We start from the raw sequence: 14,139 nt of genomic DNA, 5'->3' as shown, positions 1-14,139 counted from the left end.
GTACTGAACCTTACAAATGAACGCGAACGTGTGTACGAGAACCGCCCCGAGAGGGAGGTCCGGGGGCGTGATGCCGTCGGGATCCCTACTCGGGGTGGTTCTCAGCAGTGCGAGCGGCGGCGCTAGCGGCGCGAGACCTCCGCGTGCTCGGCGTCGCGGGAGGCGACTTCGTTGAAGCCGACGCTGGCGAGCTCCTCGCCGACCGTCTCGTGCGGGGCGTCCGTGCTGTCGTCGGCCACACCCGCCGGCTTGCGGCCGGTGAACAGCGAGGCGATCGCACCGAGGACACAGCAGACGATGGCGAAGGTGAACGCCGCCGACAGGCCGTTGGAGAACGGCTCGGAGATCAGGTGCGGGAAGAACTTCAGCCCCGTCAGGGTGTCCTGGTTCGTCTGCGACAGCGTCGACAGGTGCGGTCCGACGAGTTCCTTGATCGGGTTGTAGCCGAGGAACGCCGCGAACAGGATGCCGACGGTCGGCAGGTTCGCGACCTGGTTGGCGTCAGCGGCCGAGACGCCATGTGCGAGCAGACCGTTGCTCATCGCCGACGGCAGGTCACTGGACAGACCGGCGATCATGAGGCTGAAGAAGACACCGATCGAGAGCACCATCGCGGCGTTCTGGAACGTCGTCATCATGCCCGCGCCCGAACCACGAGCATTGGCGGGAAGGCTGTTCATGACCTCGGCGCGGTTCGGCGAGGCGAACAGACCCATCCCGACGCCGTTGATGAGCAGGATCGCGGCGAAGGCCCAGTAGTTGAAGTCCACCGGGATCGCGATGAGGGCCACGAACGTGCCGGCGGTCAGGAACAGGCCGGTCGTCGTGAACCACTTGGTACCGAGCTTGTCGGAGAGGTACCCCGACACCGGCGCCGAGAGCAAGAAGCCGATCGTCATGGGCACCATGTAGATGCCGGCCCACAGCGGTGTCCGCGTGTAGTCGTAGCCGTGCTGCGGCAACCAGATGCCCTGCAACCAGATGATCAGGATGAATTGCAGCCCGCCGCGGCCGATCGACGCCATTAGGTTGGCGATGTTGCCGTACAGGAACGAGTGGTTCTTGAAAAGCGACAGGTTGAACAGCGGGTTGTCGACACGGGTCTCGATGACGGCGAACAGCGCGAGGACCGCGGCCCCACCGATGAGGCAGCTCAACACCATCGGGCTGCTCCAGCCCATGTTCGAGGCGCCGTACGGCTGGATGCCGTAGGTGATGCCCACCAGGATCGCGACGAGGCCCACCGCGAAGGTGATGTTGCCCCACCAGTCCATCGTCGCCTTCTGGCGAACGCCGGTGTCGTGCAACTTCATGTAGGCCCAGACCGTGCCGACGAGACCGAAGGGCACAGACACCAGGAAGATCAGGTTCCAGTCGATCGGGGCGAGGACGCCGCCGACGAGCAGGCCCAGGAACGAACCCGCGATCGCCGCGACACCGTTGATGCCCAACGCCAGACCGCGCTGATGCTGCGGGAAGGCGTCGGTGAGGATCGCCGACGAGTTCGCCATGAGGAACGCGCCGCCCACACCCTGGATCACGCGCCAGAAGATCAACCAGATGGCGGCCGAGCTGCCGTCGAACCACGTCGCGGCCAGGAAGATCGACGACACCGTGAAGACCAGGAACCCGATGTTGTACATACGGGCTCGGCCGAACATGTCGCCGAGGCGTCCGAAGCTGACGACCAGCACCGCGGTGACGACGAGGAAGCCCATCATCATCCACAGCAGGTAGCTGGTGTTGTCGGGCTCGAGCGGGTTGAGCTTGATGCCCTTGAAGATGTCGGGCAGCGCGATGAGCACGATCGACGAGTTGATCGTGGCGATCAGCATGCCGAGTGTCGTGTTGGACAACGCGATCCACTTGTAGTTCGGGCCGAGGTCGGCCAGGGACCGTGTGCCCCCGCGGCGCGGGGGCTCCGGTGGATCGGAGCGGTCGAGGACGGCGGTTCCGTGGAGACTCATGATGACTTTCTGCTCTGCAGGGGTGCGATCAGGAACGCGAGGACGTGAGGGCGGCGGCGAGCAGCTCGATGGACCGCTGCGCTGCGGCCCGATCACCGGGTTCGAGGCGGTTCAGGGCGTCCTCGACGAGACGTGCACGCGCGGAGGTCGTCCCGTCGATCAGCTCGATGCCGTCCTCGGTCGGCTCGATGAGGCTGGCGCGACCGTCGGCGGGGTCGGCCACCCGGCGGACCATGCCGTCGCGCTCGAGGGACGACACGATCCGCGACATCGTCGGCGCGGAGACGCCCTCGTGGGCGGAGAGTTCCGACAGGCGCATCGGCGGGTTTGTCACCAGCACCCACAGCGCCGAGGTGGAACCCAGCGACAGCGAGCCCGATCCGGTCTCGCTGCGCAGTGTGCGGATGATGCGGGCCAGTGAGGTGTAGACGGTCACGCTCCGACCGGAGCGCACTGCGGTCGTCGTCGACATGGGGCCTCCTGTGCTCGTCCGTTGGTACCCGCAACACATTAGTTGTCAGAAGCTAAGTAATCGAGACGTAAAGAACTGCAGGTGATGACGCACGGCACGGATATGTCGCGTGTGCCGGGTACGGCCGTTCACGGTTCTGCTCAGTTGTTATTGGCCTGTTACCCTCCGGTGGTCCGTCCGACGACCACCGCCAAAGGACCACACAACCTCATGTCGATTCGCAGCCTCCGGACGCGCCTCACCGCCGTCCTCGTGGCCACCGTCACCGCGGCGGGTGTCGCCGGCGTGGTCACCACGGCCCCGGCGCAGGCCCGTCCCGCGACCGCCTACGTCTTCTCTGCCGCTATGGGCAAGAACATCCCGATCAAGGTGCTGCGTGCTGCGAACGGCAGCAACAGCGCGCCGACGCTGTACCTCCTCGACGGCCTGCGCGCCCCCGACAACGACAACGGGTGGCTCATCAACACCGACGTCGTCAACTACTTCGCGAACAAGAACGTCAACGTCGTCCTGCCCTACGGCGGCGCCGGGACGTTCTACCAGGACTGGCAGAACCGCGACCCCAAGCTGGGCACGGTGAAGTGGGAGACGTTCCTGACCCGTGAGCTCCCCGCCGCCATGAAGGCGCGCTTCGGCTCCGACGGCCGACGCAACGCCATCGCCGGCCTGTCGATGAGCGGCACCTCCGCCCTGATCCTCGCCACCGACCACCCGTCGATGTACCAGGGCGTCGCGTCCTTCAGCGGCTACCCGGTGAGCAGCGAGCCCGGCTTCGCGCAAGGCATCGGCCTCTCGGTGGCCCAGATCGGCGGCGACATCAACAACATGTGGGGCGTCTGGCCCGGCGGCCAGTGGCTCGCCAAGGACCCGGCGCTGCATGCGGGCAACCTGCGCGGCAAGCGCGTCTACATCTCGGCCGGCCTGGGCGGGTCGAACATCAGCCCGACCGCCGACCCGGTGAAGTTCGCGCAGTTCGTGCCGCTGGAGACCGCGGCCGGCATCGCCAGCCAGCAGTACATCGGCACCCTGCGGATGAACGGGATCAACCCCGTCACCCACATCAGCCAGGAGGGCACCCACTGGTGGACCTACTGGCAGGCCCGCCTGAAGGAGGCATGGGTCTCCACCCTGGGCCCGGCCCTCGGCGCCTGACACAGCACGCTCGATGAGAACCCGGTCGAGGTCGTCCCCGCGATGACCTCACCGGGTTCTTCTCGTCTCTCCCGCAGTCTCTCGACCCCGCAGGCCACCGTCATCGGACTCGGCTCGATGGTGGGCGCCGGTGTGTTCACCGCGTTCGCCCCGGCGGCCGCGGCGGCCGGATCCGCACTGCTGATCGGTCTCGCGATCGCAGCGGTGGTCGCCACCTGCAACGCGCTGTCGTCGGCCCAACTCGCCGCGCAGTATCCCGAGGCCGGTGGCGCCTACCTGTACGGGCGGGAACGCCTCGGCGAGTGGTGGGGTTTCGCCGCCGGCTGGATGTTCGTGATCGGCAAGACCGCGAGCTGCGCGGCGATGGCCCTGACCGTGGGGACCTACGTCGCGGGCGATCGGTGGGGACCGCTGGTCGCGGTCGTCGCCGTCGTGGCGATGGTCGTCGTCAACTGCCTGGGGGTGACACGCACCGCGACCGCGACGGCTGTCATCGTGACAGCGGTGGTGACGGTGCTGGTGGTTCTCGTAGTGGTCGGTCTCGTCGGCGGCGACCCCACCTCGGCCAACCTGTCGGTCGCTCTCGGCGACGGAGGCGTGTACGGCGTCCTGCAGGCAGCCGGTCTGCTCTTCTTCGCCTTCGCGGGGTATGCGCGCATCGCGACACTCGCCGAGGAGGTGCGCGATCCGCGCCGGGCGATCCCCCGGGCGATGGGCGGCGCCCTCGTCGGTGCCCTGCTGCTCTACGCGGCTGTCGGGATCACGGCGCTCGGGGTGCTCGGGTCCGATCGCCTCGCCGCCACCCCCACCCCGCTCGTCGAGCTCGTCTCGGCGAGCGGCACCGACGCGCTCGCGCCCTTGGTGCGGGTCACCGCCGCGGTGGCCGCTCTGGGTGCCCTGCTGGCGTTGCTCGCCGGCGTCGGGCGGACCGGCCTCGCGATGGCGCGTACCGGCGACCTCCCGCGGCCCCTGGCCGCCGTGCACCCGCGGTTCTCGGTGCCACACCGGATGGAGATCCTGGTCGGCGTCGTGATCTGTGTGGCGGTGCTCGTGGTCGACCTGCGCGACGTCATCGGGTTCTCGTCGTTCGGGGTGCTGCTCTACTACCTCGTCGCGAACATCGCGGCGTTCACGCAGACGGGCGCGGACCGTCGGTGGCCCCGCGGCGTCCACGTCGTCGGCGCCGTCGGGTGTGTCGTCCTCGCGGCGACACTGCCCGTCGGGTCCGTGGTGGTCGGCGTGGTTGTCGCCGCCGTCGGGTTCGCCTACCGCGCCGTTCGGCTCCGGCGGGAGGTCAGGCCGTCTTCTCGGCCTGTCGGATGATGTCGCGCACCAGCGTCGCGAAGATGACCTTGTGCGCCGGCAGCTGGCCGTACCAGTACCCGAGGCCGACGAGTCCTCGCGGGTAGTAGACGGTCCGCTGGGTCAGGCGCGAACCTGATCCCTCGGGGTCGACGCGGAGCTCGAGCCAGGCCGTGCCGGGCATCGACGTCTCCGCCCGCAGCCGCAACAGGTGTCCGGGCTCGACGTGCTCGACCCGCCACCAGTCGAGGGTCTCGCCCGCGGCGGGTTCCCCCGACGACCGTTCGCGCCGGGGTCCGGGACCGCCGGCGACGGCGTCGAGCGACGCGCGGGCACGCCAGGCCTTGTCGAAGGTGAACCACCCGGTGTCACCGCCGATGCCGGACACCGTCGCCCACAACTGCGCGGCGGAGACACGCGTGGACGCGGTGCGCTTCTCCTCCATCACGTCCTCGCCGGACCACGCGGGGTCGGTGGGCAGCGGCTCGGCCGGCGAGACCGACGCCTCCGCGTTCGCCCACGTCACGCTGGTGTCCGCGCGGTGCGTCCGCGCCAGTGCGGCGTCCAGGGCCTCGCGGTAGGTCAGCAGACCGCCCTCGGGGCGGGGGATCACGTCGTCGATGTCGTGGGACTTCATCACCGCGTCGCACTCCAGCGACTCGACGAGGGGACGCGCGAGCGCCGACGGTATCGGCGTCACGGTGCCCACCCATCGGGCGGCGAGCGTGGGTGTCAGGTATGGCAGCACGATCATCCGACGCCGCGGCAACCCCGCGGCCTGCGCGTAGAGCTGCATCATGTCGCCGTACTCGAACACCTCGGTCCCGCCGATGTCCCAGGTGCGGCTGGTCGGGACCTCGGCCGACGCCGCCTCGACGAGATAGTGCAGGGCGTCGCGGATCGCGATCGGCTGGATCTTGTTGTGCACCCAGCGCGGCGTCGTCATGACCGGGAGCCGCTCGGTGAGATGCCGGATCAGTTCGAACGAGGCCGAACCCGAACCGATGACGACGCCGGCCTGCAGGACGACGGTCTCGACGCCGGAGTCGAGGAGGATCTCGCCCACCTCGACGCGGGAGGCCAGATGCTTCGACAGCTTCGTGCCGGTGGGGTGCAACCCACCGAGGTAGACGATGCGGGAGACACCCTGCGCCTTCGCGGCGGCGGCGACGTTGCGCGCCGACTCGGCCTCTTCCTCCTTGAAGTCGCCCGTGCCGTCGCCGCCCATCGAGTGGACCAGGTGGTAGACGACGTCCACGCCCTCGAACGCGGCCATCAGCGACTCGCGGTCGGACAGGTCGCCCTGCACCACGGTGCCCTCACCGACCCACGGGGCGTCCGCGAGCTTGCTCGGGGTGCGGGCCAGCGCACGCACCGTCCACCCCGCGTCGGCCAGTCGCGGCGCGAGGCGCCCCCCGATGTAGCCGGTGGCCCCGGTGACCAGGGCTGTGCGTGTGGTGCTCATGGTGTGCTCGCTTCCGTGTCGGTCCCGACGGTGGGACGCGCGGGTGTACCGGGCTCAACTGTCGCGGCAGTCGGTTTGTTCTCAGGATGCACCGCAGCGCCGACGAGCAGGCCGACGACGACCAGGCCGTCGACGTCGTCGTCGACGACGATCTCGGCCGCCAGGCCCTGCGCGGTCATCAGCGCGGCGAGGCTCGGGGCCTGCCCCGCGGAGGTCTCGATGGCGAGGATCCCGCCGGGTGACAACCAGGACGGTGCCTGCTCCACGATGCGCCGTGCGATGTCGAGCCCGTCGGGACCACCGTCGAGGGCGACGACGGGCTCGTGGTCGCGGGCCTCGCGGGGCATGGTCCCGACAGCCCCTGTGGGCACGTAGGGCGCGTTGGCCACGAGGACGTCCACCGTCCCCTGCAGCGCGGTCGGGAGTGGTTCGAACAGATCACCGGTGACCACATCGGCGTGAGGGAGGTTGCGGCGGGCGCAGTCGGTGGCGGCCGGGTCGATGTCGACCGCGATCACGTCGCGGGGGCGCGTGCGGTCGGCGATCGCGTGCGCGACCGCACCGACGCCGCAACACATCTCGAGGACGACGGCACCCTCGGCGTGGGGGAGCGCGACGCGGACCAGGGCCTCGGTGCGCCGCCGGGGGACGAACACCCCCGGCGCGACGTGCAGGCGCGCCCCGGCGAACTCCACCCACCCGACCACGTGCTCGAGCGGCTCACCTGCGACGCGGCGGGCGAGCAGGGCACCCCGCGCATCCGGCGGCGTCTCCATCAGCACCCGCGCCTCGTCCTCGGCGAACACGCAGCCCGCTGCGCGCAGTTCGCCGACGATCTCCTGCTCGGTGGGGTGCCCCACGGATGTCTCAGGTGCCGTCGGTGGTCCCGTCGGAACCACCGGCGGAGTGCTCGTCGGGTCCGATCTCCCCGGTCGGCTGCTCCTCGTCGGACTGTCCGGCCTCGTAGACCTTCTCCTCGCGGCGGATCTCGTCGGTCTCACCGATCTGGGACTCGTCGTCATGCGGGAAGTTGCTCATGGCGTGCTCACTCTCGGTCGAGGTGTGGTGCTCGCCTGGGCTCGGCGTCCCACCCACGCTACGGAAGGCCCGCACACGACCGCACCCCCTCCACGCGATGCATGGAGGGGGTGCGGAGTCGTGACGGGATCACTTGTTCTGCGTCGGCGCCTGTCCGCTCGGGGGCTGCGGAGCGCCCTGCGGCGCCTGTCCGCCCTGCGGCGGCTGCGGTGCGCCCTGGGGTGCCTGTCCGCCCTGCGGGGGCTGCGGTGCGCCCTGGGGCCCACCCTTGCCCGGTCCGTCCTTGCCCGGTCCACCCGCGCCCGGTCCACCCGGGGCGCAGCCCGGTCCGCCCGGCCCACCGGGGCCACCGGCCGGTCCGCCCGGACCCGCCTTGCCGTCGGGACCCTTGCCGTCGGGACCCTTGCCACCGGGACCCTTCCCGTCGGGGGCCTGCCCGTTCGGTGCGGCCGGAGCCTGCCCGCCGGGTCCCTGCTGTCCCGACGGCGCCTGCTGTCCGTCGGGGCCCGTGGTGCCGTTCTGCCCACCGGAGGCCGGCAGCGCGCTGTTCGACGACGCGGTGCTGACGTTCTCGTGGACGGGGTTGGCGACGAAGATCGCCGAGGTCACGATCGCGCCGACGAGAGCCGCGCCGACCGCGATCGCGGCCACGGGGACCCACGGCTTGGACGTCGAGGCACGCATCCGCTGCAGTCGCGAGGTGCGTGGCGCGGTGGTGGTGTCGGCGGGCGGCACGGTGTCGGACACCGGTGCCGAGTACGGCGCTGCGGCGGAACCGCTCTCGTGGACACGGTCCATGGGGCGCGTCACGTCGGCGCCTCCGTGGTCTGCGGACCCGGCCGGATCCCGGTTCTCGTTCTTGTCAGCCATCGTGGCATCCCTTCCGTTCGTCTTCACCGGCGTCGGTTCCACCGGCGGCACACACGACGGTGGGCACCGGACCTGAAGCCACCCTGAAACGGGCGTCGCGCGGCGCGGTCTTCAGCGTGTCTTCAGGCTGATGACGACAATCGGTAGTCGTGACGAGTGCAGCGGGCGAGACGGGGACGGGCGCCGCCGGGACCGGCGACTTCCGGGTGGGACGCCGGATGGTGGTCGTCGAGGACTCCGACGCCATCCGGGAACCCGTCATCGCCGCGTTCGCCGACGCGGGGTACGTCGCCTACGGCGCGACGTCGGGGGAGGGCATGGAGGATCTCGTCGACGGACGCCGTCCCGACCTGGTGGTGCTCGACGTGATGCTCCCCGGCGACCGCGACGGGTTCGACCTCATCGACGTCGTCCGCGCCCGCAGCGACGCCGGCATCATCATGCTCACCGCGCGCGACCACATCGACGACAGGCTGCGCGGACTCCACGGCGGCGCCGACGACTACCTCGTCAAGCCGTTCCTGCTCGACGAACTGCTCGCCCGCGCCGACGCCGTCCTGCGCCGACGGGGTGGTCGCGCCGCCGCGGTCACCGTCGGCGACCTCCTCGTCGACCCCGACGCCTCCACCATCACCCGCGACGGGACCGTCCTGGATCTGACGGCCACCGAGTTCCGCCTCGCCGAGTTCCTCGTCGCGCAGCGCGGTCGCACCGTGACCAAACGGCAGATCCTGCAGGCGGTCTGGGGATACGACGCCTACGACGTGAACCTCGTCGAGGTCCACGTCAGCGCGCTGCGTCGGAAGATGGAGGCCCACGGTCCGCGGATGATCCACACCGTCCGTGGGCTCGGGTACGTGTTGCGGGCCGCCCGGTGAGCCCCGCCTGGCCGGGACGCCTGCGTCGGCGGGCTCCCGCGCCGGACACCACCCCGACGCCGTCCCTGCGGTGGCGGGTCCTGGTGTCGGTGACGGTGGCGTTCGCGGTGCTGCTGGTCGTGGTCGGTGTCGCCGTCGACGTCGCGCTCGGGCAGCGCCTGCGCTCGGACCTGTCGTCGCGTGTCACCGACCGCGCCGATCGGGCGTCGTCGCTGTTGGCCGAGGGGTATCAGGGACAGGACCTGGTCGGGGCGTTGCAGGGTGACGCGATCCGTGTCCGTCTGCGCACGGCCGACGGCACGATCTACCAGACCCCCGGGCCCGTGGTCGACGACCCGGGCCAGATGGCGCCACCCCGGCCGTCCGGTGCCCGCGGACCCCGCGGCGACCGGCCGGCGGGCGGACCGGACGGGTCGGGACCGGGCGGCCAGGGCCCCGGGGGACCGGCAGGCCAGGGACCGCCCGGCCCGCCGGGCGACGCCCTCGTCGTCACCCGGACGCTGCCCGACGGGTCGACGATCACCCTCCTCGGCGACACGACCTCCATCACCCAGGTCCGCCACCAGCTGCGATGGCTGATGGTGGCGGCCGGCGCCGTCGCACTCGCCGTCGCGGCCGGCCTGATGCTGCTCGCGGTGCAGCGGGCGCTGCGCCCCCTCGAGGCGATGGTGGACGTGGCCCGCGACATCACCTCCGGCGACCGCGGGCGCCGCGTCCGACCGCGCTCACCCGGCACCGAACTCGGCCGGACCGCAGAGTCGATGGACGAGATGCTGGACGCCCTCGAGTCGGCGGAGAACGCCCAACGCGCGGCCGCGGCGAACGCCCAGCGCGCCGACGCCGACACGAAACGTTTCCTCGCCGACGCCGCCCACGAACTACGGACCCCGATCGCCGGCCTGTCGGCCGTGGCCGAGTCCGTCGCGCGTGACGGCGCCACCCGCCCGGACCGCGTCGCGCGGTGGTCGGATCTGCTCGTCAGCGAGTCCCGCCACGCCGCTCGCCTCGTCGACGACCTGCTGGACATGGCCCGCATCGACGACGACCCCGGGCTCGAGGTGGTCGACGCCGACCTCGGGGCGATCGTGGACGGTGCGGTCGAACGCACCGCGCTGGTCCACGCCGATCACACGGTGTCGCGCACGGGCGTGGAGTCCGTCCCGGTGCGGGTGGACCCGGGACGGATCGGGCAGATCCTCACCAATCTGGCGGAGAACGCCGCACGGGTCTCGTCCGTCGTCGCCATCGACCTGTCCGTCGAGGACACGACCGCCGTCATCACCGTCTGCGACGAGGGCCCCGGTGTGCCCGCGGCCGATCGGGATCGCATCTTCGACAGGCTCGTCCGGCTCGACCGCGCCCGGGACACACCCGGTGCGGGGCTCGGGCTCCCGATCGCGCGTGCGCTCGCGCGGGCGCACGGCGGCGATGTCCGATGCGTCGAGGGATCGTCCCGTACGGGTGCATGTTTCGTGGTGACCCTGCCCGTACGACCTGCGTAGATCCACGACGCAGGTGTGTCTGTCACCGGAACTCCGTAACATCGATGCGTCATCGTCGGACGCTGTAGACCGCGGCGCCCCCGGACCCGCCCGCGGCGGCCTCCACTCCACCGGGAAGGTGTCATGACGACCACCACCTCATCGGCGATCACCTCGCGGCCCGCGGCCGCGGCCCACCTCACGCGTGTCTGTTTCAAGCTGGGCCCACCGCGACTCGTCGGCGCCGAACTCGAATGGTTCACCCGCACCACCGATCGACACCGCCCCTCCGGCCGTCCCGACGTCCCGCGCCTCGCCGCCGCACTCGGTGACCACGCCCCCCGCACCATCACCCCGGCCTCGCCGGCCCTCCCCCTGAACTCCGGAAGCCTCGTCTCCGTGGAGCCGGGAGGGCAGATCGAACTCTCCAGCACACCCTTCGACAGCGTCGACGAGCTCGGATCCGCACTCGCCGCGGACGAACGCGACCTCCGCGCACTCCTCGCGGCCGCCGACATCGAGGTCGTTGCCGGCGCCGCCGACGGCGTGCGACCGCCCCACCGCATCCTCGTCAGCGACCGCTACCGCTCCATGGAGGACGCGTTCGCCCGTCGGGGCATTTTCGGATCGCTGATGATGTGCAACACGGCGGCGGTCCAGGTCGCCCTCGACGCCGGCGTCGATGCCGACCACGCCGTCTCGCGCTGGACACGCCTGCACACCATCGGCCCGGCGATGACCGCCGCGTTCGCGAACTCCCCACGCCTGCACGGCGCCGACGACGAACGGTGGGCGTCGCAACGCATGCGGGCGTGGCTGGGCACCGACCGGACCCGCATCCCGCCGCACGCGCAGACCATCGAGGACTACGCCGACTGGGTGCTGTCGGTGCCGCTGCTGTGCGTGCGCTGCGCCGACGACCACTGGTTCACACCACCGGCCGGAGCGACCTTCGCCGACTGGATGGACGGTGCCCTCGACAGCGAGGTGGGGCGGCGCCCCGACGAGACGGACCTCGCCTACCACGTGACGACGGTGTTCCCGATGGTCCGTCCCCAGGGGTACCTGGAGGTCCGGTACCTCGACGGCCAGCCCGAGAACCTCTGGCGTGTCCCGATCGCCGCGGTCGCGGCGCTGATGTCCGACGACGCCGTCGGCGCCGAGGCCGACGCCATCGCCGCCCCCACCGCCGACGCCTGGCTGCGTGCCGCGCAGTGCGGCCTCGACGACGCCGAGGTCCGTGGGGTCGCCGCCGACCTGCTCACCCTCGCCGCCGACGTCACGCCCGCCGGGATCGACCGTGATCTCGTCGCGGCAGCCGCTGCACGCTGTCGACGCGGTGAACCGCCTGTCGCGCAGAGTGAACCGCCTGTCGCGCAGAGCGATCCGACCCTCAGTCAGTCCCACCGACAGGAGTCCGTGTCCCGATGACCGCCCTCGACGACACCCCGCGCGCCGCCCGTGCCCGTCTGGAGACCGTCCTGCGTGATGCGCGTGCCCGCACCGCCGCACTCACCGACGCTGTCTCCGACGACGAACTGCGGCGCCAGCATTCACCGCTCATGAGCCCGCTGGTGTGGGACCTCGCCCACATCGGCAACCAGGAGGAGATGTGGTTGATCCGGGAGGTGGGGCGGCGCGCCCCGCTGCGTCCCGATCTCGACGACCTCTACGACGCGTTCCGTCACGCGCGGGCCAGCCGACCCGACCTCCCTCTGCTCGACCCGACACAGGCCCGCACATATGTGGCGGGTGTGCGCGACCACGCCCTCGAGGTGCTGGAGTCGTCGTCGCTCACGGGTGATCGCCTGGTGGACGGTGGGTTCGCGTTCGCGATGATCGCCCAGCACGAGCAGCAACACGACGAGACGATGCTCGCCACCCACCAGTTGCGTTCGGGCACAGCGGCTCTGCGTGCCGCGGAGGCGCCCCGGGTCACGTCTGTTCCGGTCGTCGACGAGGTCGTGGTCCCGGCGGGTGACTTCGTGATGGGCACCGACCTCGACCCGTGGGCATTGGACAACGAACGCCCGGCACACCGGGTGTCGGTGCCCGCCTTCGCGATCGAACGCTTCCCCGTCACCAACGCCCGGTGGTGCGCGTTCATCGACGACGGCGGCTACGACAGGCGTGAGTTGTGGAGTGACCGTGGATGGTCGCACCGCGTCGAGGCCGACATGACGGCGCCGCAGTTCTGGGAGCGCGACGCCGACGGCGGGTGGTGGCGCGACGTGTTCGGCACCATGACCCCGGTGCGCCCGGACGCCCCGGTCGTCCACGTCTGCTTCTTCGAGGCCGAGGCGTTCGCCCGGTGGGCGGGCAAACGCTTGCCCACGGAGGCGGAGTGGGAGAAGGCCGCCCGGTACGACCCCCGTGCGGACTCGACCGGTCATCGCTACCCGTGGGGCGACGACGACCCCACCGCGCAGCACGCCAACCTCGCGCAGCGTCACCTCGAACCGGCCGACATCGGTGCCTACCCCGCGGGGGCGTCGCCGCTCGGCGTCCAGCAGATGATCGGCGACGTGTGGGAGTGGACGTCGAGCGGGTTCGAGGCCTACCCCGGCTTCGCCATGTTCCCCTACCCGGAGTACTCCGAGGTGTTCTTCGGCGGCGACTACCGGGTGTTGCGGGGCGGGTCGTTCGGCACCGACCCGGTCGCCGTCCGCGCGACGTTCCGCAACTGGGACCATCCCATCCGTCGGCAGATCTTCTCGGGACTGCGACTCGCGCGAGACGTCGCCTGATCGATGTGTCGACACCTGGGCTATCTGGGCCCGGCCGTGTCCGTGGGCGGGATGCTCACGCGCGGTGACCATTCGCTGGTGGTGCAGTCGTGGGCGCCGTCGGACATGCGGTGTGACGCGGTCGCGAACGCCGACGGATTCGGGGCCGCCTGGTGGGACGCGACCCCGGGTGTCCGCGACGCGGCCGTCCACGTGTCCGCGATGCCCGCCTGGGGTGACCCCACGATCGCCGGGACACTCGCGCACGTGCGCAGCGACGCCGTCCTGGCCGCGGTGCGGTCGGCGACATCGGGGATGCCGGTGACGGCGACAGCGTCGGCGCCGTTCGTCGACGGGCCGTGGGCGTTCAGCCACAACGGTGTCGTCCGGGGCTGGCCGCAGACGCTGTCGCCACTGGCCGCCGACGTTCCCGTCGAGGACCTGTTGCGCCTGCCGGCCGCCACCGACTCGGCCGGCCTCTGGGCCGTCGTCCGCCATCGACTGCGGAACGACGAGCCGACCTCCGTGCTGCGGTCGGTCATCGCCGACCTCGACCGCGAGGCACCGGGCTCCCGACTGAACCTGCTGCTCGGGGACGGGACGACGTTGTGGGCCACCACGGTTCACCACTCGCTGTCGGTACTGACCGCGGACGGTTCCGTCGTCATCGCCTCCGAACCGCTCGACGGCGACCCGCGCTGGGTCGCCGTGGCAGATCGCTGCATCGTCGTCGCGACCCGCGACGGCGCTCAGGTCACGCCGTTGTGACCGCCTTTCCCGAGGAGACC

At 71.1% G+C, this 14,139-nt stretch carries 13 protein-coding genes; 7 read left to right on the top strand and 6 right to left on the bottom strand.

Annotated elements, in window-relative coordinates; translation table 11 throughout:
• Nucleotides 1–122: 122 nt before the first annotated feature.
• Nucleotides 123–1,967 carry an MFS transporter gene (locus LX14_RS07050; RefSeq protein ID WP_253646525.1) on the bottom strand — a complete coding sequence of 615 codons (1,845 nt, stop codon included), beginning with the start codon at nt 1,965–1,967 and terminating at the stop codon, nt 123–125.
• 28 nt (nt 1,968–1,995) lie between these two features.
• The gene (locus tag LX14_RS07045) at nt 1,996–2,439 is read right to left on the bottom strand and encodes a MarR family winged helix-turn-helix transcriptional regulator (RefSeq protein WP_253646524.1); all 444 of its coding nucleotides are present in this window, start codon (nt 2,437–2,439) and stop codon (nt 1,996–1,998) included.
• Between the two features lie 210 nt (nt 2,440–2,649).
• Between LX14_RS07045 and LX14_RS07040 the strand changes: the two genes are divergently transcribed.
• The gene (locus LX14_RS07040; protein ID WP_253646523.1) at nt 2,650–3,591 is read left to right on the top strand and encodes an alpha/beta hydrolase; all 942 of its coding nucleotides are present in this window, start codon (nt 2,650–2,652) and stop codon (nt 3,589–3,591) included.
• 42 nt (nt 3,592–3,633) lie between these two features.
• The gene (locus LX14_RS07035; protein ID WP_253646522.1) at nt 3,634–4,914 is read left to right on the top strand and encodes an APC family permease; all 1,281 of its coding nucleotides are present in this window, start codon (nt 3,634–3,636) and stop codon (nt 4,912–4,914) included.
• On the opposite strand, the gene LX14_RS07030 is transcribed toward LX14_RS07035, so the two are convergent.
• The 4 genes from LX14_RS07030 to LX14_RS20660 all read right to left on the bottom strand — a co-directional run bounded on the left by LX14_RS07030 (nt 4,886) and on the right by LX14_RS20660 (nt 8,266).
• Nucleotides 4,886–6,358 carry an SDR family oxidoreductase gene (locus LX14_RS07030; RefSeq protein WP_253646521.1) on the bottom strand — a complete coding sequence of 491 codons (1,473 nt, stop codon included), beginning with the start codon at nt 6,356–6,358 and terminating at the stop codon, nt 4,886–4,888. The genes LX14_RS07035 and LX14_RS07030 overlap by 29 nt on opposite strands.
• Nucleotides 6,355–7,218 (bottom strand): putative protein N(5)-glutamine methyltransferase, encoded by an 864-nt coding sequence (locus LX14_RS07025; RefSeq protein ID WP_253646520.1) that lies wholly within the window; start codon nt 7,216–7,218, stop codon nt 6,355–6,357. The genes LX14_RS07030 and LX14_RS07025 overlap by 4 nt, the downstream gene beginning before the upstream one ends.
• A gap of 7 nt (nt 7,219–7,225) precedes the next feature.
• On the bottom strand, nt 7,226–7,396 hold the full coding sequence (locus tag LX14_RS07020) for a hypothetical protein (RefSeq protein ID WP_253646519.1): 171 nt from the start codon (nt 7,394–7,396) through the stop codon (nt 7,226–7,228).
• Between the two features lie 129 nt (nt 7,397–7,525).
• Nucleotides 7,526–8,266 carry a hypothetical protein gene (locus LX14_RS20660; protein ID WP_301283177.1) on the bottom strand — a complete coding sequence of 247 codons (741 nt, stop codon included), beginning with the start codon at nt 8,264–8,266 and terminating at the stop codon, nt 7,526–7,528.
• Nucleotides 8,267–8,415: 149 nt separating this feature from the next.
• Between LX14_RS20660 and LX14_RS07010 the strand changes: the two genes are divergently transcribed.
• The 5 genes from LX14_RS07010 (at nt 8,416) to egtC (ending at nt 14,119) form a co-directional block, all read left to right on the top strand.
• On the top strand, nt 8,416–9,144 hold the full coding sequence (locus tag LX14_RS07010) for a response regulator transcription factor (protein ID WP_372505268.1): 729 nt from the start codon (nt 8,416–8,418) through the stop codon (nt 9,142–9,144).
• On the top strand, nt 9,141–10,646 hold the full coding sequence (locus tag LX14_RS07005; RefSeq protein ID WP_253646518.1) for a sensor histidine kinase: 1,506 nt from the start codon (nt 9,141–9,143) through the stop codon (nt 10,644–10,646). Before LX14_RS07010 ends, LX14_RS07005 begins: the two co-directional genes overlap by 4 nt.
• A gap of 123 nt (nt 10,647–10,769) precedes the next feature.
• The gene (egtA, locus tag LX14_RS07000) at nt 10,770–12,056 is read left to right on the top strand and encodes an ergothioneine biosynthesis glutamate--cysteine ligase EgtA (protein ID WP_253646517.1); all 1,287 of its coding nucleotides are present in this window, start codon (nt 10,770–10,772) and stop codon (nt 12,054–12,056) included.
• On the top strand, nt 12,053–13,372 hold the full coding sequence (egtB, locus tag LX14_RS06995; RefSeq protein WP_253646516.1) for an ergothioneine biosynthesis protein EgtB: 1,320 nt from the start codon (nt 12,053–12,055) through the stop codon (nt 13,370–13,372). The genes egtA and egtB overlap by 4 nt, the downstream gene beginning before the upstream one ends.
• Nucleotides 13,373–13,375: 3 nt before the next feature.
• A complete protein-coding gene (gene egtC / locus LX14_RS06990; protein WP_253646515.1) occupies nt 13,376–14,119 on the top strand; it encodes an ergothioneine biosynthesis protein EgtC in 744 nt (247 codons plus the stop codon).
• The last annotated feature ends 20 nt before the right edge of the window (nt 14,120–14,139 follow it).

The sequence above is a fragment of the Williamsia deligens genome (assembly GCF_024171765.1).
Taxonomy (GTDB): domain Bacteria; phylum Actinomycetota; class Actinomycetes; order Mycobacteriales; family Mycobacteriaceae; genus Williamsia_A; species Williamsia_A deligens.
The sequence above is the reverse complement of the archived record's forward strand: the minus strand, read 5'-3'. Positions and strand labels throughout refer to the sequence as shown.

Excerpts from the sequence above, each read along its gene's own strand:
- LX14_RS07050 (WP_253646525.1), bottom strand. The coding sequence starts at position 1,967 with ATGAGTCTCCACGGAACCGCCGTCCTCGACCGCTCCGATCCACCGGAG.
- LX14_RS07045 (WP_253646524.1), bottom strand. The coding sequence starts at position 2,439 with ATGTCGACGACGACCGCAGTGCGCTCCGGTCGGAGCGTGACCGTCTAC.
- LX14_RS07040 (WP_253646523.1), top strand. The coding sequence starts at position 2,650 with ATGTCGATTCGCAGCCTCCGGACGCGCCTCACCGCCGTCCTCGTGGCC.
- LX14_RS07035 (WP_253646522.1), top strand. The coding sequence starts at position 3,634 with ATGACCTCACCGGGTTCTTCTCGTCTCTCCCGCAGTCTCTCGACCCCG.
- LX14_RS07030 (WP_253646521.1), bottom strand. The coding sequence starts at position 6,358 with ATGAGCACCACACGCACAGCCCTGGTCACCGGGGCCACCGGCTACATC.
- LX14_RS07020 (WP_253646519.1), bottom strand. The coding sequence starts at position 7,396 with ATGAGCAACTTCCCGCATGACGACGAGTCCCAGATCGGTGAGACCGAC.
- LX14_RS20660 (WP_301283177.1), bottom strand. The coding sequence starts at position 8,266 with ATGGCTGACAAGAACGAGAACCGGGATCCGGCCGGGTCCGCAGACCAC.
- egtA (WP_253646517.1), top strand. The coding sequence starts at position 10,770 with ATGACGACCACCACCTCATCGGCGATCACCTCGCGGCCCGCGGCCGCG.
- egtB (WP_253646516.1), top strand. The coding sequence starts at position 12,053 with ATGACCGCCCTCGACGACACCCCGCGCGCCGCCCGTGCCCGTCTGGAG.
- egtC (WP_253646515.1), top strand. The coding sequence starts at position 13,376 with ATGTGTCGACACCTGGGCTATCTGGGCCCGGCCGTGTCCGTGGGCGGG.